28 protein-coding genes and 1 pseudogene are annotated in these 21,304 nt (G+C 71.5%); 11 read left to right on the top strand and 18 right to left on the bottom strand.

Annotated elements, in window-relative coordinates:
* The 9 genes and pseudogenes from GRX01_RS11400 to GRX01_RS11360 form a co-directional block, all read right to left on the bottom strand.
* Positions 1 to 365 (bottom strand): annotated as a pseudogene (locus GRX01_RS11400) (hypothetical protein); the annotation flags it as partial.
* On the bottom strand, positions 362 to 1,147 hold the full coding sequence (locus tag GRX01_RS11395) for a nucleotide-binding protein (RefSeq protein ID WP_159667204.1): 786 nt from the start codon (positions 1,145 to 1,147) through the stop codon (positions 362 to 364). The gene GRX01_RS11395 and the pseudogene GRX01_RS11400, both read right to left, overlap by 4 nt.
* A 117-nt stretch (positions 1,148 to 1,264) precedes the next feature.
* Positions 1,265 to 2,704 carry a sulfatase-like hydrolase/transferase gene (locus GRX01_RS11390; RefSeq protein WP_201289580.1) on the bottom strand — a complete coding sequence of 480 codons (1,440 nt, stop codon included), beginning with the start codon at positions 2,702 to 2,704 and terminating at the stop codon, positions 1,265 to 1,267.
* A gap of 142 nt (positions 2,705 to 2,846) precedes the next feature.
* Positions 2,847 to 3,056 (bottom strand): HVO_0649 family zinc finger protein, encoded by a 210-nt coding sequence (locus GRX01_RS11385; RefSeq protein WP_159667201.1) that lies wholly within the window; start codon positions 3,054 to 3,056, stop codon positions 2,847 to 2,849.
* 101 nt (positions 3,057 to 3,157) lie between these two features.
* Complete coding sequence (locus tag GRX01_RS11380; RefSeq protein ID WP_321168051.1) at positions 3,158 to 3,418, bottom strand: DUF3194 domain-containing protein; 261 nt, start codon at positions 3,416 to 3,418, stop codon at positions 3,158 to 3,160.
* Between the two features lie 3 nt (positions 3,419 to 3,421).
* Positions 3,422 to 3,811, bottom strand: coding sequence for a prefoldin subunit beta (locus GRX01_RS11375; protein ID WP_159667338.1), 390 nt, complete (start codon positions 3,809 to 3,811; stop codon positions 3,422 to 3,424).
* A 345-nt stretch (positions 3,812 to 4,156) separates the two neighbouring features.
* The gene (locus GRX01_RS11370) at positions 4,157 to 4,417 is read right to left on the bottom strand and encodes a KEOPS complex subunit Pcc1 (RefSeq protein WP_321168050.1); all 261 of its coding nucleotides are present in this window, start codon (positions 4,415 to 4,417) and stop codon (positions 4,157 to 4,159) included.
* Positions 4,418 to 4,427: 10 nt separating this feature from the next.
* Positions 4,428 to 4,562, bottom strand: coding sequence for a DNA-directed RNA polymerase subunit P (locus tag GRX01_RS11365; RefSeq protein ID WP_159667198.1), 135 nt, complete (start codon positions 4,560 to 4,562; stop codon positions 4,428 to 4,430).
* Between the two features lie 24 nt (positions 4,563 to 4,586).
* Complete coding sequence (locus tag GRX01_RS11360) at positions 4,587 to 4,865, bottom strand: 50S ribosomal protein L37ae (RefSeq protein WP_159667195.1); 279 nt, start codon at positions 4,863 to 4,865, stop codon at positions 4,587 to 4,589.
* A 187-nt stretch (positions 4,866 to 5,052) separates the two neighbouring features.
* Here GRX01_RS11360 and GRX01_RS11355 point away from each other — a divergent pair, with 187 nt between their 5' ends.
* Positions 5,053 to 5,541, top strand: a complete 489-nt coding sequence (locus tag GRX01_RS11355) for a bacterio-opsin activator domain-containing protein (RefSeq protein WP_159667192.1) — start codon at positions 5,053 to 5,055, stop codon at positions 5,539 to 5,541.
* A gap of 56 nt (positions 5,542 to 5,597) precedes the next feature.
* Here the strand turns inward: GRX01_RS11355 and GRX01_RS11350 are convergent, their stop codons facing one another.
* From GRX01_RS11350 to GRX01_RS11340, 3 genes are all read right to left on the bottom strand, one after another.
* The gene (locus GRX01_RS11350; RefSeq protein WP_159667189.1) at positions 5,598 to 6,368 is read right to left on the bottom strand and encodes a DUF2103 domain-containing protein; all 771 of its coding nucleotides are present in this window, start codon (positions 6,366 to 6,368) and stop codon (positions 5,598 to 5,600) included.
* Positions 6,369 to 6,554: 186 nt separating this feature from the next.
* On the bottom strand, positions 6,555 to 6,932 hold the full coding sequence (locus GRX01_RS11345) for a VOC family protein (RefSeq protein WP_159667186.1): 378 nt from the start codon (positions 6,930 to 6,932) through the stop codon (positions 6,555 to 6,557).
* 126 nt (positions 6,933 to 7,058) lie between these two features.
* On the bottom strand, positions 7,059 to 8,177 hold the full coding sequence (locus GRX01_RS11340) for a mandelate racemase/muconate lactonizing enzyme family protein (protein WP_159667183.1): 1,119 nt from the start codon (positions 8,175 to 8,177) through the stop codon (positions 7,059 to 7,061).
* Between the two features lie 90 nt (positions 8,178 to 8,267).
* On the opposite strand from GRX01_RS11340, the gene GRX01_RS11335 reads away from it, so the two are divergent.
* Positions 8,268 to 9,023: a CehA/McbA family metallohydrolase gene (locus GRX01_RS11335; RefSeq protein ID WP_159667180.1), complete on the top strand. Its 756-nt coding sequence runs from the start codon at positions 8,268 to 8,270 to the stop codon at positions 9,021 to 9,023.
* Between the two features lie 46 nt (positions 9,024 to 9,069).
* On the opposite strand, the gene GRX01_RS11330 is transcribed toward GRX01_RS11335, so the two are convergent.
* The 3 genes from GRX01_RS11330 to pth2 all read right to left on the bottom strand — a co-directional run bounded on the left by GRX01_RS11330 (position 9,070) and on the right by pth2 (position 11,696).
* The gene (locus tag GRX01_RS11330) at positions 9,070 to 9,879 is read right to left on the bottom strand and encodes a formate/nitrite transporter family protein (RefSeq protein ID WP_321168049.1); all 810 of its coding nucleotides are present in this window, start codon (positions 9,877 to 9,879) and stop codon (positions 9,070 to 9,072) included.
* Positions 9,880 to 9,999: 120 nt separating this feature from the next.
* A complete protein-coding gene (gene truD, locus GRX01_RS11325) occupies positions 10,000 to 11,358 on the bottom strand; it encodes a tRNA pseudouridine(13) synthase TruD (protein WP_159667177.1) in 1,359 nt (452 codons plus the stop codon).
* Positions 11,358 to 11,696: a peptidyl-tRNA hydrolase Pth2 gene (gene pth2 / locus GRX01_RS11320; RefSeq protein ID WP_159667332.1), complete on the bottom strand. Its 339-nt coding sequence runs from the start codon at positions 11,694 to 11,696 to the stop codon at positions 11,358 to 11,360. Before pth2 ends, truD begins: the two co-directional genes overlap by 1 nt.
* A gap of 203 nt (positions 11,697 to 11,899) precedes the next feature.
* Here pth2 and GRX01_RS11315 point away from each other — a divergent pair, with 203 nt between their 5' ends.
* The 5 genes from GRX01_RS11315 to GRX01_RS11295 are packed head-to-tail and all read left to right on the top strand — an operon-like array spanning position 11,900 to position 15,411.
* Entirely contained in the window at positions 11,900 to 12,280 is a 381-nt protein-coding gene (locus GRX01_RS11315; protein ID WP_159667174.1) for a hypothetical protein, read from the top strand.
* Between the two features lie 58 nt (positions 12,281 to 12,338).
* Complete coding sequence (locus GRX01_RS11310; RefSeq protein WP_159667171.1) at positions 12,339 to 13,055, top strand: YIP1 family protein; 717 nt, start codon at positions 12,339 to 12,341, stop codon at positions 13,053 to 13,055.
* Between the two features lie 57 nt (positions 13,056 to 13,112).
* On the top strand, positions 13,113 to 13,739 hold the full coding sequence (gene dcd / locus GRX01_RS11305) for a dCTP deaminase (protein WP_159667168.1): 627 nt from the start codon (positions 13,113 to 13,115) through the stop codon (positions 13,737 to 13,739).
* Positions 13,736 to 14,680, top strand: coding sequence for a thiamine-phosphate synthase family protein (locus tag GRX01_RS11300; protein WP_159667165.1), 945 nt, complete (start codon positions 13,736 to 13,738; stop codon positions 14,678 to 14,680). Before dcd ends, GRX01_RS11300 begins: the two co-directional genes overlap by 4 nt.
* A 38-nt stretch (positions 14,681 to 14,718) precedes the next feature.
* Positions 14,719 to 15,411 (top strand): class I SAM-dependent methyltransferase, encoded by a 693-nt coding sequence (locus GRX01_RS11295; protein WP_159667162.1) that lies wholly within the window; start codon positions 14,719 to 14,721, stop codon positions 15,409 to 15,411.
* 39 nt (positions 15,412 to 15,450) lie between these two features.
* Here the strand turns inward: GRX01_RS11295 and GRX01_RS18860 are convergent, their stop codons facing one another.
* Entirely contained in the window at positions 15,451 to 15,609 is a 159-nt protein-coding gene (locus GRX01_RS18860; protein WP_201289579.1) for a DUF7563 family protein, read from the bottom strand.
* 145 nt (positions 15,610 to 15,754) lie between these two features.
* Between GRX01_RS18860 and GRX01_RS11290 the strand changes: the two genes are divergently transcribed.
* The 3 genes from GRX01_RS11290 to GRX01_RS11280 all read left to right on the top strand — a co-directional run bounded on the left by GRX01_RS11290 (position 15,755) and on the right by GRX01_RS11280 (position 18,785).
* Positions 15,755 to 16,786 carry a glutathione S-transferase family protein gene (locus tag GRX01_RS11290; protein ID WP_303645991.1) on the top strand — a complete coding sequence of 344 codons (1,032 nt, stop codon included), beginning with the start codon at positions 15,755 to 15,757 and terminating at the stop codon, positions 16,784 to 16,786.
* A 97-nt stretch (positions 16,787 to 16,883) separates the two neighbouring features.
* Entirely contained in the window at positions 16,884 to 17,489 is a 606-nt protein-coding gene (locus GRX01_RS11285) for an archaellin/type IV pilin N-terminal domain-containing protein (protein ID WP_159667159.1), read from the top strand.
* 144 nt (positions 17,490 to 17,633) lie between these two features.
* The gene (locus GRX01_RS11280; RefSeq protein ID WP_159667156.1) at positions 17,634 to 18,785 is read left to right on the top strand and encodes a pyridoxal phosphate-dependent aminotransferase; all 1,152 of its coding nucleotides are present in this window, start codon (positions 17,634 to 17,636) and stop codon (positions 18,783 to 18,785) included.
* Positions 18,786 to 18,811: 26 nt separating this feature from the next.
* Here GRX01_RS11280 and GRX01_RS11275 read toward each other — a convergent pair whose 3' ends face one another.
* The gene (locus GRX01_RS11275; RefSeq protein WP_159667153.1) at positions 18,812 to 19,546 is read right to left on the bottom strand and encodes a 3-oxoacyl-ACP reductase family protein; all 735 of its coding nucleotides are present in this window, start codon (positions 19,544 to 19,546) and stop codon (positions 18,812 to 18,814) included.
* Positions 19,547 to 19,636: 90 nt separating this feature from the next.
* Between GRX01_RS11275 and GRX01_RS11270 the strand changes: the two genes are divergently transcribed.
* Complete coding sequence (locus GRX01_RS11270) at positions 19,637 to 20,767, top strand: molybdopterin-dependent oxidoreductase (RefSeq protein ID WP_321168048.1); 1,131 nt, start codon at positions 19,637 to 19,639, stop codon at positions 20,765 to 20,767.
* Here the strand turns inward: GRX01_RS11270 and GRX01_RS11265 are convergent, their stop codons facing one another.
* Positions 20,768 to 21,295 (bottom strand): NUDIX domain-containing protein, encoded by a 528-nt coding sequence (locus tag GRX01_RS11265; protein WP_159667150.1) that lies wholly within the window; start codon positions 21,293 to 21,295, stop codon positions 20,768 to 20,770.
* Between the last annotated feature and the right edge of the window lie 9 nt (positions 21,296 to 21,304).

The following is a 21,304-nucleotide window of genomic DNA, read 5'->3' as shown; positions in this document are numbered from 1 at the left end:
GGCTCGGTCCCGTCGGCCTCCGGGTCGTGGAGCGGGTCCAGCGCGTCGGCGGGGAGCCGGTAGCGCTCCACGCGGACGGGCGTCGTCCCCGCCAGCGCCGCCAGCGCCGCCGGGCCGTCGGCGTCGTCGCCGGCGTCGTACGCCAGCACCGGAACCCCGGCCTCGAGCGTGATCACCGCCTCGCGTCCGCCGACGCCCAGCAGGGCGTCCCCGGGTTCGAGCCGGAGGTAGCCGGTGAGGTCGTCCGCGAGGGCCGTCGCAAGCGGGGCGGCGAAGTCGGCCGCGACGCGGGCGCCGACGAGGGTGCCCCGTGGGAGGCGGTCGCGGATCGGGACGGCGGCGGGAGAGGTCCCCTCGCCGGTCATGGCCGGTCGGGGACGACCGCGCTCCGGAAGCGGTCGGCGACGTCGCCCGCGGCGTTCGCCTCGGGGTCGATCCCGGCGGCCGCCGCGCGATACGCCTCGGCGGCGTCGCTGTCGGGCGCGTGCGCGAGGAGGGGCTCGCCGGCGTCGCGGGCGGCCCGCGCGGCGTCGCTGTCGGGCACCGACCCGAGCGTCGGTCCCTCGAAGTACCGCTCGGCCTGCGTGCCGACCGAGCCGAGGTCCCCGCGGACCTTGTTGAACAGGACGCCCGCGATCCCCGTGCCGTAGGAGGCGGCGTACTCCTGCACCTTCAGCGCGTCCGAGAGCGCGGGGATGGTGGGCTGGGTGACGACGACCACGCGGTCCGCGAGGACGATCGGGAGGACGGCCGACTTCGAGGCGAGCGTCGCCGGCGAGTCCAGGAGGAGCACGTCCGTGTCGGCGGCGAGTTCGGCGACGACCTCGCGCAGGCGCGCCGGGTCCGACCGCTCGAACCCCGCGAGGCTGGTGCCGCAGGGGACGACGCGCATCCCGTGGCGATCGTAACAGGCGTCGGCCACGTCGACCGCGGCGCCGTCGGGGCCGCGCGCGTCGGGCGCGAGCAGGTCCTGAAGCGTGACTGGAGCGTCCGCGAGCCCGGCGTGAAACAGGAGGTTCGCCATGCCCGTGTCGGCGTCGACGACGGTCACGTCGTACCGTCGTGCGAGCGCCATTCCGAGCGCGAGCGTCGTGGTGGTCTTGCCGGTACCACCCTTCCCGCTCGCCACCGCGAACGCCTCGACCATACTCCCGCTGTCTCGGGTTCGTACAAATACGTTCGGATCGATCTCGGTGAAAACTACGACAGTCCGGCGGTCAACGGCCGGCGGTCAGCGGTCAGGGTCGGCAGTCGACGGGCACGATCAACGGTAACCGAGCGCGTCGAGGCGGCGCCCGATCTCGTCGGGTACCTCCTCGTCGTCGCCCTCGTCGCCGTCGACACCGCCGGCCTCGCTGCCGTCGGAGAGGAGCGCGAGGCGGTCGTCCGCAGCCCGTTCCAGCGATCGCATCGTCCCGCGCGGAACCGCGTCGCGTCCGACCGGCTCGTGCTCCCCGGGATCGCGCTCCCGGTCGAACACGCTGACCTCGCCGTCCGGCTCGCGGATGTACGTCCACTCCTCGGTTCGGGCCGAGACGAGCGGCGTGCCGTCGCCGAGGCGGCGGGGGATGGGCTGGCTCGTCACCGACTCCCCCCGCAGGGCGATCGAGGTGACCGGTCCCCGCTCGGGCGGCGTCGCCCCCGTCACCGTCGGGAGGAGGCTCTCGCCGGCGAACGCCGCGGGCGGTTCGAGCCCCAGCGCGTCGCAGACGGTCGGCGGCACGTCCCGAAGCGGCACCGGCGCCGACTCGCGGCGGGCGGGGGCGCCGGGGTGGTCGACGACGAACGGGACGCGAACGAGCTCGTCGTACAGCTTCGGGTAGTGGGCGAGGTGGCCGTGTTCGAGGAACTCCTCGCCGTGGTCGCCCGCCAGGATCACGGTGGTTTCCTCGCGCAGTCCCGCCGCGGAGAGCTCCTCGAGGACGCGCTCGACGGACTCGTCCACCTGTCGGGCGGCGGCGTCGTACAGCGCCCGCAGGGTTCGCAGCGTCCCCTCGTCGACCTCCTTCCCGAGCCCGGCACGGAGGTGTCCCAACAGCGTCTGGAACGACCCGACCTCGCCGTCGGTGACCGCGCGGACGTGACGCGGCGCGGGGACGTACGGGGTGTGCGTGTCCATGTAGTGGAGCCACAGGAAGAACGGGCGCTGCTCGTCGGACTCGGCGTCGTCGACGGCGTCGAACGCCCGACGCTCGAGCGCGTGGAGGTGGGAGGTGTCGACGGCGTGGCGCCGCTCGTGCCCGCGCAGCTTCGCCGCGGCGCTGCCGAGCGGCCAGCCGAGGTACTGTACCCAGCCGTTGACCGTCGGGTGGGTCGCGAGGAACCGGCCGACGGGCGTCCGTGCGCCGTCGAGGAACGACTCGAACGAGTCGAACCCGCGGTCGTAGCCGTAGTACTCCGTCAGGAAGCCGTTGCCGGCGTTGACCCCGGCAGTACGAACGCCCGCCGTCGACAGCGTCTCCGCGAGCGTCGGGTCCGCGGCGGGGCCCGGCGTCGACGCGTCGGCGAAGACAGGGCGGGCGCCCAGGACGTCGGGGAACGAGAACGGCGTCCAGTTGCCCCCCGCGACGGCCGTCTCGAAGGACGTCCCGCGACGGGCCAGATCGCGAAGCGTCGGCGTGTGGGGTCCGAGCGCGTCGGCACGCAGCGAGTCGACCGTTATCAGGAGGACGCCACGTGACGGCGGATCGCCTGCAGTTGTCACGAGAGGCCTTCGAGGGAAGCGAGCCTAAGCGTTACTATCCGCCACAGGACAGGTCACGGGAGCATTGCATGCCGGTTCGGGGATCGAACGTGTCGACAGTTCGGGGTCCGGTGGTCTCCCGTGCCGTCATCTCCCGCCGTCGCTATCTCGCGCCGTCGAGCCGGAGCACGCGCGTGTCGACCGCCGCACAGCGGGGACAGCTGTGTCGGTAAACGAGGCGCCGCTCGCGGTACACGGTCCTCCAGTCGGCGCCGTCGTCGGTGTACCCGCACTTCGGGCAGGTCGGCGCCTCGCGGAGGCGATCGCGGTACGCGTCGAGCGCGGTCGCGCCGGCCGGTCGTCGAACTGCCATGTGGTACCACACCACTCGAACCGGATTGAACGTTCGTGCCAGTTGGCTACCAGAAGGTTCGAGCGACCGAGGAACGGGCCGCGAACGCCCGCGGACCCGCGTTACGCGACTCCGAACAGCTCGTCGACGGCGTCGCGTGCCGCGCCGACGGCCTCCTCGGCCACCTCGTCGGCGCCGACCTCGGCGTCGGCCGGCGGGTTGACGTACACGTCCACGTCGAGGACGCCGTCCTCGAACGTGACGGTCACGTCGAAGTCACGGAGTTCGGACTGCCGATACCGATCGAGCACGACCCCTTCGGCCGCCTCGGAGGCGGTCTCGACGACCTCCTCGTCGGTCGGCTCGGGGCGGTCGTCGCTCACGGCTTACGCGCCGCCGGCGCCGGGACCGCCGGGGCCCATGCCCGCCGGGCCGCCGCCCGCGCCGCCCTGCAGCATCTGCTGGAGCTCCTGCTGAAGCTCCTCGAACTGCTGCTGGACCTTCTCCTCCTGGGAGTCGAAGCGCTCGGCGCGCATCCCCAGCGTGTCGACCTTCTCCTCGAGGTCGTCGTAGGCGGTCTCGTAGTCGGTCTCGACGAGGATCTCGCCGATCTCTCGGTACATCGTCGAGTCCTCGTCGATGTCCTCCATCGCGTCCAGCGCGGACTGCGCCTCGGTGAGCGAGGTCTGCGTGGACTGCTTCTGCTCGGCGAGCTGCTGGGCCTGCTCCTGCAGATCCTGGAGTTCCTCGATCTTCTCTTGTGCTTCCGGCGGCAGATTACCCTGCATACTTCGACGGTCGGGCTTCGGGGTGAAAAGCCCGGTCATTGGGAGCGCGGTCGAGTCGCGACCGAAGCGAGCGAACGAGACCGCGGATCGCGGCGGCGAGGTGTTCGCAGCCGACCAGAGAGAGGCTGCGTGGCCCGAGCCGCCCACAAAAGGGAGCGCGGTCGAGTCGCGGCCGAGGCGAGCGAACGAGACCGCGGATCACGGCGGCGAGGTCCGAAGGGACGAGCCGCCGAAACGGAGCGCAGTGGGATGGTGAGCGAAGCGAACGAACGAGACGCGAACGGAGTGGTCCCGTGCCGCTCCGCCCACAGGAGTGAACCGACCCGCGAGCGCCTATCGCTCCGCCGATGCCGCCACCGTCTCGGCCGTCTCGACCAACCGGGTCCAGGTGTTGACGCCCGCCCGGAGCGCGACGAGGTCGCGTGCGTGGACGGTCACCTCGACGGTGTCGCCCGCGCGGCCGACGGCGGCCGTCGATCGGTCGTCGTCGATCCCGCCGACCTCGACGCGGATCGCCTCGTGGACGACGCGAGCGCGTCGCTCGTCGGGGTACGGAAAGCGAAGAACCGCGCGGTGGTCGGACGGGTCGGGCACGGCGCCCGCGTCAGTGGACGTCGACCGTCTTCACGTCGGGGGCGCGCTCCTTGAGGAGCACGCGGTGGCCGCAGTACGGGCAGCGCACGCCGCCGTACTCGTCGAGCTCGACGTCGCGCTTGCACCGGGAACACTTGTAGCTCATCTGTGTGAGAGGGGTCGCTGGTGGTTACTCGTCGTCGCTCTCGTCCTCGAGCGCGGCGCGGATGCTGCGCCGGACCGAGCGGCCGCCGGGCGTCTCCGGCCGGTAGGCGCCGCCGGTGAACGTCTCGCCGGTCTCCTCGTTGACCCACACGCCGGTGCCGAGGCGCTTGACCGAGTCGCCGTCGACCGTCGCGTTCTCCATCTCGTCTTCGATCTCCGACACACGCTTGCGGGCGACGCGTCCGTATCGCGCGCCGAAGCGGCCGGCGCTGCCGACCTTCCGCGCCTTCGTCTGTTCAGCCATATGAACGCGACTTCGCCGTTGGGCGTCAAAAACCCCGCGAATTCCGGCCGTCGCTGTGAGGTGTGTGGTCCCGACCGCCCGTCGCATCGCCGTGGGGGGCCGGACGAGCCGAACGAGTCCTCCCCGCCATCGCGTGGCACACATTTATTCCCGTGGCTGGTCGGTACAGTCACAGGAGACCGCCGGAATGCTCATCGCCGAATTCACGCTGTCGACCCCAGTCCTCCGCGACGCCCTCGCGGCCGCCCCGGAGGTGACGGCCGACCTCGAACGGACCGTCGAGGGCGACACCACGCGCATCGAGTTCTTCGCCCGGGGCGACGACCTGACGCGCTTCGAGGACGCCCTCGGCAACGACGACTCCGTCGAGGACGTCCGCGTGCTCGGCGAGGGGCCGGACTTCCGGTTCTACCGGGCGACGCTCGCGCCCGAGACGACACGACGGACCGCCTCCCACGTGTTCGCCGACACCGGCGCCCGTCCGGTGTCCGCGAGCGGCGACCACACCGGGTGGGACTTCCGCGTCCAGTTCCCCGACCGCGAGGCGCTGGCGGCCTACCGCGACAGCTGCCGCGAGCGGAACGTCTCGTTCACCCTCCACGCGCTGTACGAGCGCGCCGACCCGCGGGCGGAGGCCGACGAGTTCGGCCTCGCCGGCGATCACGGAACGGTCTGACGGCGACCCCGAATCCCGCGACGAGCGAACCGACGGCATCGCCCCCCGTTCGGACGCTATCGGTCGCCGCCCTCGCCGAACCCCGACTCCTCCAGCACCTCGTTCAGGTCCGCGCGGACGCGCTCGCCCGTCTCGCGGTCGCCGGCGGTCGTGACGACGCGGTTCTCCTGGACGCTCGACCCGTCGCGAAGGAGCATCCGAACGTTCCCGTGTTCGTCCGCGCGCGTCACCTTCGCGCGCATGCCCGTTCGCGACCCGGACCCGCCGGCGTCGATGGGTCCGGGGATCACCTTCTTGACGTGCGGGTGCTCGGCGGCCGTGAGGATCGCCTTCATCCCGGTCCGATCGCCGATGAGCGTCGAGTGCGAGCCGCCGATCTTCGCCTCCGGCGGGGCGTCCACGACCTCCAGCGCCGGCTCCCCTCGGCGTGCGAGCACGGCGCCGACGGGGTCGTCGTCGGGGACGCGGTAGAACTCGAAGTGCAGTTGCGCGCGGGCCTCGCGAAGCGGTCCACGCTCGCCGGCGGCGTACACCGTCTCCGGTCGCTTGCGGCGCACCTCGTCGGCGACGCGACCGGCGAAGTTCCGGAGCTGCACCTGCGCGGTGCGCTCGCCGTCGTCGGGGACGGTCGTGATCGTCGTCTCGCCGAGCACCAGCGACTCGGGATCGAAGTCGTCGGACGGGTGCTCGGGATCGAAGTCGAGCATCGTGAGGGTGGCACGGTCGGAGCCGAAGTCGATCACGACGCTCTCGCAGTTGGCGGTGTCGCACCCGAGACAGTAGTCCCCGGGCTTGCGAAGGGACGAGCCGCACCGCCGGCAGTTCATGCGGGACGAAGGTTCGGCGCGTGGATAAGCGCGTCCGTTCGCGGTCGTTCGGCCCCGCTCGCGTGTCCGCCGCGGCAGCGACACGGCGGCGGTGACACGATGACGACAGCGACGCGACGGCGGCGGCGACACGGCGGCGACAGCGACCGCAACGACGACCGAGGGGTCGGCGGTCACCGAGGCCGATCAGTGCTCGGAGCCGATCTCCACCAGGTTGCCGTCGGGGTCGCGGACGTACACCGACGTGATCGGCGCCACCGCGCCGGCGCGCTCGATCGGTCCCCGGACGACCTCGATCCCGCGCTCGCGCAGTTCGGCCTCGACCTCGTCGATCGGCGTCTCCGTCAGCAGACAGAAGTCGCCGGCGCCGACGGTCGGCTCCGCCGCGACCGGCGTCACGTCCCCGTCCGTCGGGTGGAGGTTGATCTTCTGGTCGCCGAACCGGACTGCCTTCCGGTCGTCGCCGAACGTCACGACCTCCGCCCCCAGCGACTCGTAGAACTCACAGCTCGCGGTCACGTCCGAGACGGTGAGCACGAAGTGATCGATAGCTGAGGTTTTCATCGTCGTCCCTCTCGTGCGACTGACTGGCGTGCCATGGGAGTCGTTCGTGGATCGTGGAGAAATAGCTCCGGGTGTGGTTCGGGCCGCCGCGACGCGGGCCGGCGTCTCGGGGACGACGGCCGTCGCTCACGCGGTCCCGTACTCGGCGACGACCGGGTCGGGGATCTCGACGCCGAGCCCCGGTCCGGTCGGCACCCCGACGCTGCCGTCGGCGAGATCGAGCCCGTCGACCAGTAGCGGCTCCAGCAGCGGGAAGTCGGTCACGTCGAGTTCGAGCCACTGCGCCGCCGGCGAGGTCGCCATCGTCTGCATCGTCGCCGCGAGCCCGACCCCGGTCGCGAAGCAGTGCGGCGTCGGCACCACGTCGAACGCCTCCGCGAGCGCCAGCACCTTCCGGGTCTCGGTGATCCCGCCGCACCGCATCGCGTCGGGCATGGCGTAGTCGACGGCGCCGGCCTCGAACAGCTCGCGGAACCCCCACTTCGTGAAGCGGTTCTCGCCGGTCGCGATCGGCGTCTCGAGGGCGCGGCGGAGCTCGGCGAGCCCCTCGACGTCGCGGGGTTCGAGCGGCTCCTCGTACCAGTACACGTCGTAGTCGGCGAGCATGTGGCCGACGCGGCGCGCCTCGGCACGGTCGTAGCCGCAGTTCACGTCGACCATCAGCTCCGCGTCGCCGATCGCCTCCCGCATCGCGGCCACCCGCGCCTCGTCGGCGTCGCGGCCGCGGCCGAGGTGGCACTTCACCGCGTCGAAGCCGCGGTCGACGTACCCCGCCGCGCGCTCGGCCATCGCGTCGGGATCGTCGAAGAAGAGGTCGCTGGCGTACGCCCGCAGGCGGCCGTCCGGGGCGGCGGTGGCGCCGGCGTCGCCGCCGAGCAGGCGGTGGACCGGCGCGCCGTGGTGCTTCCCGACGAGGTCCCACAGCGCGATGTCGATCCCGCTGGCGGCGGCGATCCGCTCGCCCCGCGGGTGGTCGTACAGCGATTCGGTACACATCGCCGTCCAGTGGCGCTCGACGTCGAGGGGGTCCTCGCCGACGAGTTTCGGGGCCAGCTCCGCGTCGATCAGCCGCTCGGTCGTCGCGGGAGCGGGGCCGACCGCCTCGCCGATCCCCCGGCTCCCGCCGGCCGTCTCCACGACGACGAGCGCCGCGGCGCGTCGGTCGATCGCCCGGTCGCGCGAGAGGCGGGCCGGCTCGTCGAGGTCGACCGCCAGCGGGACGGTCCGGATCTCCCTGATCTCCATGCGTCCGTCGACGTGCCGATCCGTGGTAACTGTTGACTCTGGACACCCGAGACCAATACGTTTTCTCACCCGGAGTACGAACGCCCGTCGATGAGCGAACAGGGCGCGGTACTCCGCATCGATCCCCACGTCCACTCGGACGGCTCCTACGACGGCCACGACCCCGTCGAACTCGTCCTCGAACACGCCGCCGACATCGGACTCGACGGCGTCGTCGTGACGGACCACGACGCCATCGAGGAGTCGCTCCACGCGGCGGAGATCGCCGACGAGTACGGGCTCGTCGGGATCCCGGGGGTCGAGGTGTCGACCGCGGCCGGTCACCTGCTCGCGATCGGCGTCACGGAGTGTCCCCCGCGGGGACTGCCGTTCGACGAGACGGTCGAGCGGGTCCGCGACGACGGCGGCGTCGCGGTCGTCCCCCACCCGTTCCAGCGCAGTCGCCACGGCGTCCGCAAGCGGAACCTCGGGGAGTGCGACGGGATCGAGGTGTACAACTCGATGGTGTTCACCGGCTACCGCAACCGCCGGGCGCGGACGTTCGCCGCCCGCCGCGAGTACCCGATGCTCGGCGCCAGCGACGCTCACTCCATCCGACACGTGGGCCGGGCTTACACCGAGATCACCCTCCCGTCGGTCGACCCGGAGGCGCCGCCCGAGGCGATCGACACCTCGACCGTAGTGGAGGCGATCCGCGCCGGCGACACCGACCTCCGAGGCAGGCGGACCCCCATCCACCGGAGCGCCCGACAGTACGCGAAGGGGTCGCTCCGGAAGGCGACGTACCACCTGACGGCCGCGCTCCCGTACGTGAGTCCCCGGCCGGCGTCGATGCAGAACAGCTGAGTGGGTCGCCCTCCCCGGCCGTGACGAACCCGCTGGGTTCGTCCCGTCAGTCGGCCCCGCGAACGACGTGCCCGTACTTCAGCAGCGCGACGAAGACTCCCCCACCGAGAACGTTCCCGACCGTCGCCAGGACGAGGAACACGAGGTAGTCGGCCGGCGAGATCGCCGGCGAAACGAACAGCCCGAACAGTACCTCCACGTTGCCCGCGATCGAGTGGGGGAGGTGGAGGATCCCGATCGTCCCGGTGACGATCAGGATGATGAGCAGCCGGCTCACCGTCTCCTGTGCCGCGGCGACCAGCCACGCCAGCAGCCCCATCAACCACCCCGCGAAGACCCCGGCGACGAGGAGCCACCGGAGGTCGTGGGAGACGAGTTTGCGCGCGATCGCCTCGAACGCCTCGGGGGAGACGACGCCCAGTCCCGGCATCAGCTGGACCGCGAGCAGCGTGAACAGGACTCCCCCGACGATGTTCCCGACGTACACCAGTCCCCACAGCCGAAGCAACTGCCGGAATGACGCCTGCCCGTCGAGGACGGGTATCACCGCCAGCGTGGTGTGTTCGGTGAACAGCTCCGACCGGCCCAGAATGACGAGCATGAAGCCGACGGAGTAGACGCTCGCCACCAGCAGTTCCGTCGTGAGGTCGCCGAATCCGCCCGGGGAGAGCGTGAGTATCACCCCCATCAACAGCGGGCCGAACCCGATGTCGAGCCCCGCCGAGAGTCCCGAGAGCAACAGCCCGAACCGCTCGCGGTTCATCTCGTGGACGCCGCTCTCGATCAGCGAATCGAGGACGCTTCGCGTCGACGTCTGCTCCGTCGTCTCGGTCTGTTCCGTCTTGGAGTCGCTCACGGTCGTTCCGCCTACCGATCCGTTTCCGCCGCCGATAGTTGAACACCGATCGCGACTCCGGCCGGGTGGAAACGAACGCGTCGCCGCCGGCGACGCACCCGGGCGACCGAGACCCGACCGCTACAGCCGTTCGGGGTCGCACTTCAGATACTCCCGGAGCACCGCCGTCGCGTACGACCCGGACGGCAGCGCGAACTCGAACACCGGGTCCCCCTCCTCCTCGGAGACCGTCAGGTCGGTCGGAAGTACCACGGCCCGGCGGGTACCGCCGGAGGCGAACTCGCCGGGCAGCTCGAAGTCATCGGGGTCGACGTCGAGCTCCCGGAGGACCTCGCGTTCGATCTCGCCCGGCTCGCCGTCCCCGAGCTCCGTCTCGGTTCCCACGAGCGGCGCGGTGACGAACGCCCGCCCGCGCTCGCAGTGGCGCGCGAGCGTGTCGACGCGGCCCTCGGTCGCCCGCTGGAGCCGGTCCATGTCGGGCTTCGGGAACGGCACGTCGCGCTCGACGAACGCGACCACGTCGCCGGCGACGGGTCTGGTGAACGGCAGCCCGCGGCGCAGGCGTTCGCTGAGGACCCGGTTGAAGACGTACGACTGCGCGGCGTTGACGAACAGCCGCTGGAGGTTCGACGGCACCGCCTCCAGCGCCTCGCGCCAGTCGGCGCCCTCGTCGAGCCGGTGGAGCATCGAGCGCTCGTAGCGCAGACGACCGGGCATCGCGTCGAGGGCGGCGCTCCAGTCGGGGCTGTCGCTCCCGGCCTCGTCCTCGACGACCTCGCGGGCGCGCTGGGAGTCCTCGGGTTCGGTGTCGTACGGGTTGCCGCAGTAGGCGAGCACCGCGCCGCGCCAGTCGCCGCGGATCGCCGCGAGGCCGACCTCGTGGGTGACGGGCCGGCGGCTCCCGAAGCGCTGGTGGCCGAAGTAGTTGGGGACGGCGATCTCGACGGGTGCGCCGTCGTCGGTGGGGTCGACATCCGCCGCGTCGCCGCCGGCGGCGAACGCCCGTAGGTCCCGGGTGATCGGCGCGGGGTCGCCCTCCGTCTCCCGCACGCGGATCGCGAACTCGTTGCCCGCGAGGTCGCCGAAGGAGAGGTCGCGCCCGACGCGGCCGAGCACCTCGATGTCGGCGCCGTCGAGGTCCGGGATCTCCTCGGGTTCGGCGTCGCGGACCGTGAACAGTTGGGTGGTGACGGCGTGTTTGTCCTTCGTGCCGGCCCACGAGACGCGCTCCCGGCTGGCGCCCATCGCGTCAGAGAGCGCGCTCGCGAAGTCGTTGGTGTCCCACCGGCGGAGGGTCGCGCGCAGGAGGAGGTACGGATACGACCCCGCGTGCTCGTCGAGCGGTTCGGGGTCCATCCGCTCGCGCTCGCGGACTCGGAAGTCCTCGGGGGCGACGCGCAGGCGGCCGCCGATGCCGTCGGCGTCGCTGACGTAGTGGTCGACGCCGGTGGCGCGCTCGCGGGGATGCGCGTCCCGCATCAGTACAGCGAGAGGTCGCCGGTCACCTTGTCGACGATCGACTCCTCGCCCGGACCGACCGCGAGCGTCGTGACGGTTCCGGGGTCGAGTTGGGTGTGTCCGGCGTCGCGGATGACCGCGTTCGGCAGCCCCTCGCGCTCGGCGCGGTCGGCCAGTTCGAAGATCTGCGACTCGCCGGCGGCCTTGAGGACGACCTTCTTCTGCCCCTCGCCCTTCCACGCCGTGCGAGTCTTCGTGCCGGTGTCCTCGTACGCCGACAGCGACGCGTGCGCGACCTGCGCGGCCAGCTTCCCCGTCCCCATCCCGAGATCCGTGCGGACGACGATGGCCTGCTTCATGCTCATACGTCGCGCTGGGCGGGGGGCGCGGAAAGCGCTTCGGGAGCGTGGTCGGACGGCGGAGCCGACGCTGGAACCGATGATCACAGCGGGCCCGCACGACAGGTGCCGGCCCCGTTGACGAGACAAAAGGGATCGCCACGAATGCGTCCGGTCCACACAGGCCGCGGGGGTTCAACCGTCCGGCGGCCCTCCTCGCGCGTGTGAGCATCAGAAACGACGACGGCGGCGACGACCGACCGATGCCGGGATCGTTCGCCGACCACGGGATCCGCGACGGGCGCGTCCTCCTCGCCGGCGCGGTCCGGAGCCTCGGCACCCCGCCCGAGGAGACGGCGGTCGTCGACGACCTCCTGCTGGCGACGGTCGCGGCCGCCTTCCGCGAGTCGTTCGCGACCGTGGCCGGCGAGCGACCCCCCGACGACGTCGAGGCGGCTATCGACGACGCGGTCGCGTGGACGCGCGCGGAGAGCGACGGCGAGCGGCTACACCTCCGCAACCGCCTGCTTCCGGAGTTCTACCGCCGGCTCGATCGGTTCCACGACGCCTACCACGGCACCGATGGACCCGTCGTGACGGCCTGAGGCCGGCCGACCGCCGGAGAGGACAAGACGTTTCACGGAGCCGGGAGAGCAGCCGCCGATGGCAGGCCCCCGCACGCCCCTCCTCCGCCCGAACAGCTACTTCGAGCGCCACGGCGGTTCCCCGCCGTTCGCCCACGCGGCCGCAGCGGTCGGGCTCGTCACGATCGTCACCGCCGGCGGACTGGCCGTCTTCCTCGGCGAGTTCGCCGCCGCGCTCGACGTCCCGATCACCGTCGACAACCCGGCGTACCCCGGCGAGACCTTCTGCGAGGACTCGGCCTTCGACGACACGCCCACCGGCTGCGGCGAACCGAAGGAGGTCGAGCGGAGCCTGGGTACGCTCGTCGCCGAGGAGCTCTCGTGGCTCCCGCCGACGGCGGTGGCGCTCGTCCCGCTGTTCTGGCTCGTCCAGGGCGGCGTCCTCCACGCCGCGAGCGCCATGGCCGACGGCGAGGGCGCGTTCGCCGACACGCTCGCGGTCGCCGGCTGGGGGATGGTGCCGAGCCTGGCGCGGCTCCTCGGCGTCGGCGCGCTGATCGTCTACCGCCTCCGGACGGCCGCGGTGCCGGGATCGCCAGAGGGCGCGGTCGACGCCCTCCGGGCGGCGATCGGCGGCGTCGAGGCGATCGGTCTGCTCGCGGCCGTCGCGGTCGCGGTCTGGGCCGGCGTGATCCGGACGTACGGACTGGCTGACGCCCGCGATCACTCGGTCGGAACCGCCGCGACGATCGTCGGCGTGCTCACCGCGATCGGGCTGGCGCTCGAGCTGGTTTGACCCCCGCCGCGGCGCGCCATGCGGGAACTTAAGCCGCCGGCCGCCGCCCTCCCGCACATGATACTCTCGGACACCGACATCCTCGCGCGGCTCCGGGACGGCGACCTCGTCGTCGACCCGCTCGACGACGTGGACACGCAGGTCCAGCCCGCGAGCGTCGACCTCCGACTCGGCTCGGAGTTCCTGGAGTTCCGCCGGACGAACATCCCCTGCATCCACCCGAACGACGCCCGCGAGGTCGACGAGTACGTCGAGGAGACGCACGTCCCCGAGGGCGACGACTTCATCCTCCACCCCGGCGACTTCGTGCTCGGAACGACGAAGGAGACGGTCGGCATCCCCGACGACATCGTCGCCCACGTCGAGGGGCGCTCCTCGCTGGGTCGGCTCGCGATCGTCGTCCACGCGACGGCCGGGCTCTGCGATCCGGGCTACCGGGGGCAGATCACCCTCGAACTGTCGAACCTTGGGAACGCGCCGGTCGCGCTCTCGCCGGGAATGCGAATCTCACAGCTCACCTTCACGGAGCTGAGATCGCCCGCGGACCGCCCCTACGGCGCCGAGCGTGGGTCGAAGTACCAGGACCAGTCAGGGCCGCAGGCGTCCCGCATCGGCGACGACCCCGAGTTCGCGACGGGCCGCGGGGACGGGACGCTCGACAGCGCCGGGGAGTCCGACCGATGAGGTTCATCGAGGAGGTCGTCGTCGACGAGTTCCTCCCGACGGTCCGGGCGATGCTGGCGGAGGCGCTGCGCGAGCGCGACCTGACCCAGCGGGAGGTCGCCGACGCGCTGGGCATCAGCCAGTCGGCGGTGTCGAAGTACGCCCACGGCGACGTGGCCACGAACGACCGCGTCGCCGCCGACGACCGCGTCCGCGAGACCGTCGAGCGCGTCGCCGCCGGGCTGGCGTCGGGGGACCTCAGCCGCGTCGGCGCGCTCGTCGAACTGGAGGTACTGATCAGGCGGCTCGAGGGCGGCGACCTCCTCGCGGAGCTGCACGAGGCGGCCATGCCGGAGCTGACGGGCGCGGACTACGACTTCGCCGTCCACGACCCCGACAGCGGCCTGCGCGACCGCGAGCGGACGCTCTCCTCGCTTCGCCGCGGCGTGCGAACGCTCACCGCGGCCTCGGGGTTCGCGGGGCTCATCCCGAACGTCGGCTCGAACCTCGCGGAGTGCGTCCCGGACGCCGTCGACATCGATGACATCGCCGCCGTTCCGGGGCGGATCTTCGACGTGAAGGGGACCGCACGGGTGCCGAGCGACCCCGAGTTCGGCGTCAGCGAGCACGTCGCGGGCGTGCTGCTGTCGGCGCGGGCGGCGGGCGTCGACGCCCGCGCCGCGGTGAACGTCCGATACGACCCCGACCTCGTGGGGGCGCTGGCGGACGCCGGCGTCGAGGCCGTCGAGTTCGAGCCGACCGACCACGGCGAGACGGACGCCGGCGCCCCGGACGATCCCGTCCGCGCGGCGGTCGCGAACCGACTCGACGGCGACGCCGCCGACGCCCCCGGCGACGTGTTCGCCGTCTACCAGACCGGCGGCGTCGGCGTCGAGCCGGTGTTGTACGTGCTCGGCCCGGACGCGCCGACCGTCGCGCGGACGGTTCGGAACCTCCTGTAGCCGTGTCTCCCCGAGTCAGTCTTCCGGAGGACGCGACCATGCAACTGTCCGCCCCGGAGTTCTACACCCGCTTCGCCCGCGCGTACGACGCCCTCGCCAGACGCGGGCCGTTCGTCGCGACGCTGCGCCGGGCGCTCGCGGACGCGCTCGACCCCGAGCCGGGCGCGACCGTCGTCGAGTTCGGCTGCGGAACGGGCGCGAACCGCCCGTACATCGAGGAGCTGGTCGGGAGCGACGGGAGGTACGTCGGCGTCGACTTCGCTCCCGGCGTGCTCCGGGTCGCCCGTGAGCGGGACCGAGAGCGATACCGGAATCGCGACGAGGAGGACGGCAACGGCGGGGAGTACGTCCGCGGCGACGCCGCGCGCCCGCCGCTGCGTGACGACGGCGTCGACGCCTGCTGCGGCGCGTTCGTCGTGGGGATGCTCCCGGACCCGGCGGCGGCGGTCCGCGAGTGGGCGGACCTCGTCGGTCCGGGCGGGCGGATCGCCCTGCTCGACCTCGCTCGGACGACTCGCCCCGGCTGGCGGGCGCTGAACCCCGCGTTCCGCCTGTTCGTGCGCGCCGGGTCGCCGCCCGGAACCGCGCGGTCGCTGGAGCGATCGCCGGCGACCGTGCAGGACGAGCGCGTCGCCGCGGCCCACCGGGCGCTCCGAGAGGCGTGCGCGGACACCGAGTACCGGACGCTTCTGGGGGGGTTCGCGCGGGTGAGCGCGGGGACCGTCGAGTGAGGGGAGGTGGGAGGGCGTCTCGTCCCGGAACCGGCCCCGCTAGCCGCGGTTCGCGCGGGCCTCGCGGACGCTCGCCCCGTCGCGAACGAGGTCCTCACAGTTCGGACACACCCGCGGCCCCGCCGACGCGTCGGGCGCGAACACTCTGGCGTATCGCTCCGTCACCTCCGACCCGCAGTTCTGGCACGTTCGTCCCATACCGAACCGGTACGGCTCCATGACCATAATTTATGTCCTCAGATGACGAATGAATCGCCACGGTCGAGCGGCGGAGCGCGGTCTGGGCGACCGTTCCGGCGCCACACCGCTTTAGCGTGTGGCCACCCATCGTTGATCACGACCAATGAGCGACGCGACCAACATGCTCGTCGACGGCGAGTGGCGCACCGGCGTCCGACGTGACACCGGCGACTCCGGCGAGTTCGAGCGAAGCGAGACGAGCTTCCGCGACTGGATCGACGGCTCGGTGCCGGAACCCGGGGCGGAACCGGTCGACAACCCCGAGTTCCCCGCCGAGCCCGACCGCTATCACGTGTACATCTGCCGGGCGTGTCCGTGGGCCCACCGCGTCGCGCTGACGCGCGCGCTGAAGGGACTGGAGGACGTCGTCTCGCTGTCGCTGACCCAGCCCGAGCGCTACGACGACGGCTGGGAGTTCTCCGACGAGCAGCCCGATCCCCTCTACGGCGCCGACTACCTGCGCGAGATCTACCAGCGTGCGGACGACGAGTACACCGGGCGCGTGACGGTGCCGGTACTGTGGGACAAGAAGGCGGAGACCATCGTCAACAACGAGAGCGAGGAGATAATGCGGATGCTCGACACCGCCCTCGACGGCCTCGGCAACGGCGTCGACCTGTGGCCGGAGGGCTATCGCGAGGCGGTGGACGAGCGGATCGCCGACATCTACCCGCGCATCAACAACGGCGTCTACCGCGCCGGCTTCGCGAGCACGCAGGCGGCGTACGACGAGGCGGTCGACGACCTGTTCGCGGCGCTCGACGAGTACGACGACCTGCTGGCCGACCGCCGCTACCTCGCCGGCGACCGACTCACCGAGGCGGACGTGGCGATGTTCGCCACGCTCGTTCGGTTCGACCACGTGTACCACACCCACTTCCGGTGCAACCGCCGCGGCATTCACGAGTACGAGCACCTCTGGGAGTACACGAAGGACCTCTACCAGACGCCCGGCGTGGCCGGAACGGTGAACATGGACCACATCACCCGCCACTACTACGGCTCACACGAGAGTCTGAACCCCAAGCGATTGGTACCCACGGGCCCCGACATCGACTTCACGGAACCGCACGACCGCGACGACCTCGCCGGCGAGCCTCCGGCGGAACTGACGACGGACGCGACGATCGAGTAGCCCCAATTATTTCGATTGATTTCTCGGGGGTTGAACTCAAGTACCAGTCCGCGGGAGGATTCGATAGCTCCGAGAAGGGAGCGGAGAACCACACGCAATGTTCGAATTCATCACGGGCGAGGAAGAGCGCGGGCAGGTCGGAATCGGGACGCTCATCGTGTTCATCGCGATGGTGCTGGTGGCGGCGATCGCCGCCGGCGTCCTCATCAACACCGCCGGCTTCCTCCAGAGCAAGTCACAGGAAACCGGACAGCAGTCGAGTAAGCAGGTTAGCGACCGTCTTCAGGAGGTCGCCACCGTCGGCAACGTCAACAGCAATCAGATCGACATCGTGAACGTGACGGTGACGCAGGCACCCGGCGCCGGCGAGATCGACGTTCACAACGCGACGGTCACCTGGATCGGTCCCAGCGGGACCTACCAGCTGGTCGCGAACAACACCGGAACGTACGAATCGCTGGGGTCCGGACTTCAGGGCGAGGAGTTCGGCTACCAGCCGGTCAAGGATTCCGACGGGAGCTCCAACGTCCTCAATGACGCTGACGACCGGCTCAACCTCGTGTTCGACGTGAGCACGTTCGCCAGCAACCTCAACGAGGGCGAGGAGGTCACGATCAAGGTCAACACGATGGCCGGTGCGACCACAGAGATCCGCTTCACCGTGCCCGAGTCGCTCGGCAACAAGCAGGCCGTCGAGCTGTAACAGAGCCGACACACTTCGATCGCGGTTCATTCTTCGACCCACGCGACCGGCGCGAGCCGTAGCGCCGCACGGTCACGCGACGAACGCGTACGTGCGGACTGCGGGCACGCGTACCTTCAACTCCCCACGCGAGAACGGTCGTCCATGCACGAACCGACCGCCCGTGTCCGGGCGTGCGACCGATCGCGGATCCGGGTGATGTTCGACCTCGCACAGGAACTGGAACGAGAGGGTCGCGACCTCGTCCGACTCGAGGTGGGCGAACCAGACTTCGACACGCCCGAACACGTCGTCGACGCCGCCGTCGACGCCGCCCGCGGGGGGCACACCCACTACACGAGCAACGCCGGCCTCCCCGAGTTGCGGGGGGCCATCTCCGACACCCTCGCGTGCGAGTACGACGTGAAGCACACTGCCGACGAGATCCTCACGACCACAGGCGGGATGGAGGCGCTCCACCTCGCGTTCCTCGCGACCGTCGAACCCGGCTCGGAGGTCCTCCTGCCGTCGCCGTCGTGGCCGAACTACTGGACGCAGGCGCGACTCGCGGACGCGACGCCCGTTGAGGTGCCGATGCCCGCGCCCGACTACGATCTGGACGCCGACACGCTGATCGCGGAGATGAACGAGGACACCTCGCTCGTGGTCCTGTGCACCCCCTCGAACCCGACCGGCCGCGTCGCCGACCCCGACGAGGTCCGGGCGGTCGTCGACGCCGCCGCCGAGCACGACGCGTACGTGATCGCCGACGAGGTGTACGCGAAGCTCACCTACGACCGCGACCCGACCGGGGTCGCTGCGCTGACGGGCCACCCCGACCACGTGCTCACGGTCGGCTCCTGCTCGAAGACGTACGCGATGACGGGCTGGCGCGTCGGCTGGCTCGCCGGCGACCCGACGGTCGTCGACGAGGCGACGAAGGTTCGGGAGTCGACGACCGCCTGCACCGGAAGCGTCGCCCAGCACGCCGCCATCGCCGCGCTCACCGGACCGCAGGAACCCGTCGAGGCGATGTACGACGCGTTCCGCGAGCGCCGGGACTACGTGGCCGACCGCCTCGCCGACATGGACGGCGTGACGGCACCCGAACCGGAGGGCGCGTTCTACGCGTTCCTGAACCCGGATACCGACGAGGCGAGCCTGCCGCTGGCGAAGCGGCTGTGTGAGGAGGCCGGCGTCGTGCTCGCGCCCGGCGACGGCTTCGGCGCGGCCGGCGAGGGACAGCTCCGGCTCTCCTTCGCCAACTCGATGGAGCGGCTGGAGGAGGGGCTCGACCGGATCGAGGCGGCGCTGTAGCCGGGGCGAGTCGTTCCTCCCGACGGTTATCGCATCAACTCCCCGCCGTTCACGTTCAGCGTCTCGCCGGTGACGAACCGCGCGTCCCGGAGGTACGCCACCGCCTCTGCGATGTCGGCGGGCTGGCCGTAGTAGCCCATGGGAATGGCGTCCAGCTCTGCGGCCTTCTCGGCCTCGGTCCGATCGCTCGTCATGTCCGTCTCGACGTGCCCGGGGGCGACCGCGTTCACCCGGACGTCCGGCGCGAAGTCGCGCGCGTGGCTCTTGGTCACCGACAGCAGCGCCCCCTTCGAGCCGGCGTAGTGGACCTCGATCGGCGCGCCGGTGTACGCGAGGATGGAGGAGACGTTCGTCACCGAGGGCGTCGGGTCGGCGTCGCTGTCGCGGAGGTGCGGGAGCGCGGCCTTGGTGACGTTGAACACCGAGTTGACGTTCACGTCCATCACGCGGTCGAAGTCACCCGGGTCGAGGTCCTCGGTGTAGACGTGTTGGTCGATGCCGGCGTTGTTGACGACGTGGTCGAGGCCGCCGAGTTCCGCCACCGTGGTGTCGACGAGGCGTTCGGCGTGGTCGGGGTCGGACACGTCCGCTTGGACGACTTCCGCCTTCCGACCGTGATCGCGGACGGCCGCGGCGGTCTCGGCCGCGGCGTCGGCGGAGGTGTGGTAGTTGACGACGACGTCGTGGCCGTCGGCGGCGAACCGTTCGGCGACCGCGGCGCCGATGCCGCGGGAGGAGCCGGTGACGAGTGCGACTGGCATCGACGGTGCGACGGGGACGCGCGACTTGTGCGTTGCCGTCGCGGGCGACGCGCCCACGAATCTATCTCCGTCGAGTGCGTACGCCCGGCCGTGTCGAAGCGATCCCCACGCGGCGCCGCCGGCCGAGTCCGGGTCGCCCTCGGGCGTCTCCTTCGCCGCGTCGAGCCGCCGGCCCGCGTCGTCGACTGGGCCATCGCGGTCGCCGTCGCCGTCGAGGTCGCCTCCGGGCTCTACTCGTTCACGCGCGGAACGCCGAGCGGCGCGTGGGTGTTCTGGCTCCACTCGACGGTCGGGTTGACGCTCGCGGCGCTCGTCGCGTTCAAGCTCTACCGCGTCCGCCGGCGCGTCACGTCGCCGGCGGCGTGGGACCGCGTTACGCCGGTGTCGCTGCTCCAAGCGATCGTCACACTCGCGGCGCTGGGAACGGGCGTCTTCTGGGTGCTCGGCGGCAACGTTCCGGTCCTCGCGTGGACCACCCTCAACCTCCACGTCGGCCTCGGACTCCTGCTCGTCCCGCTGGTGCTGTGGCACCTCCGCGGGCGCTACCACTCCCCGCGCGACGTCGATCTCGACCGCCGGGCCGCCCTCCGAACCGGCGCGTTGCTCGTCGCCGGCACCGTGGCGTGGCGCGCGACCGAGACGGCCGACCGCGTCCTCGGCGGCGCGAGCCGGCGCTTCACGGGATCGAAGCCCACGGGCGACCTGTACGAGACGGAGACGGAGGGCGGCGGCTTCCCCGTCACCTCCTGGGTCGCCGACGACCCCGACCCGGTCGACCGGGACGACTGGACGCTCTCGGTTCGCGGGCTGGTCGGTGAGGAGCTGACCCTCCCGTACGGCGAGGTCGCCGGAGGCGGTCCCGCGCGCGAGGTCGAGGCGACGCTCGACTGCACCTCCGGATGGTACACGGTCCAGCAGTGGGGCGGGGTCCGCGTCGGCGACCTGCTCGATTCGGCGGGCGTCGAGGACGACGCCCGATACGTGCGGTTCACCTCGGTCACGGGCTACCGTTGGTCGCTCCCTGTCGAGGAGGCGCGCGACGCCCTGCTCGCGACGCACGTCCGCGGCGACCCGCTCTCGCACGGCCACGGGGGCCCCACACGACTCGTGGCGCCGGGGCGCCGGGGGTTCCAGTGGGTGAAGTGGGTGGAGTCGGTGGAGGTGCGCGAGCGTGGCGACCCGATGCAGTGGCTCGTGACGCTGGTGTCCGGGTTCGACTGATCAGGTGTCGTCGCTCCCGTCGCCGCCGGCCGCGGCGTCGGCCTCGGGCGGACTGACGACGTGGGTGTGCCCGTCGGACGCGACCGCGTCCGCGACGCCCGCGGGGAAGAACGGTGCGTCGGCCGCCCGCAGTTCCGCAAGCGTCCGCCAGTACGCCTCGTATTCGATCCGGCTCTCCTCGTCGCCATCGCCGCCATCGCCGTCGACGCCGCGGTAGCTGTCGCGGTCGTACAGCGAGTCGTCGACGAACGTCGCCTCGCGGACGACGGCGAACTCGTGGTGGGAGTCGCCGGCGAACTCGAACAGGTTCTCCACGGTGCAGACGGTCGACCCCGCGTCGATGTCGACGCCCAACTCCTCGCGGAACTCACGTTCGAGCGCCGCGTCGCTCGACTCGCCCGACTCGATGCCGCCGCCGATGAAGCGGTGGAAGTGCGTGTCGTCGGTGCCGGAGAGTCGCTGGACGAGGTACGCGCCGGAGTCCGGGTGACGGACCGCGCCGAGGGCGACGCCGCGGATGTCGGACATGGGATCGTG

Origin of the sequence: Halobaculum saliterrae (assembly GCF_009831625.1) — an archaeon.
GTDB lineage: Archaea > Halobacteriota > Halobacteria > Halobacteriales > Haloferacaceae > Halobaculum > Halobaculum saliterrae.
This window is presented reverse-complemented; position numbering and strand designations above follow the sequence as displayed.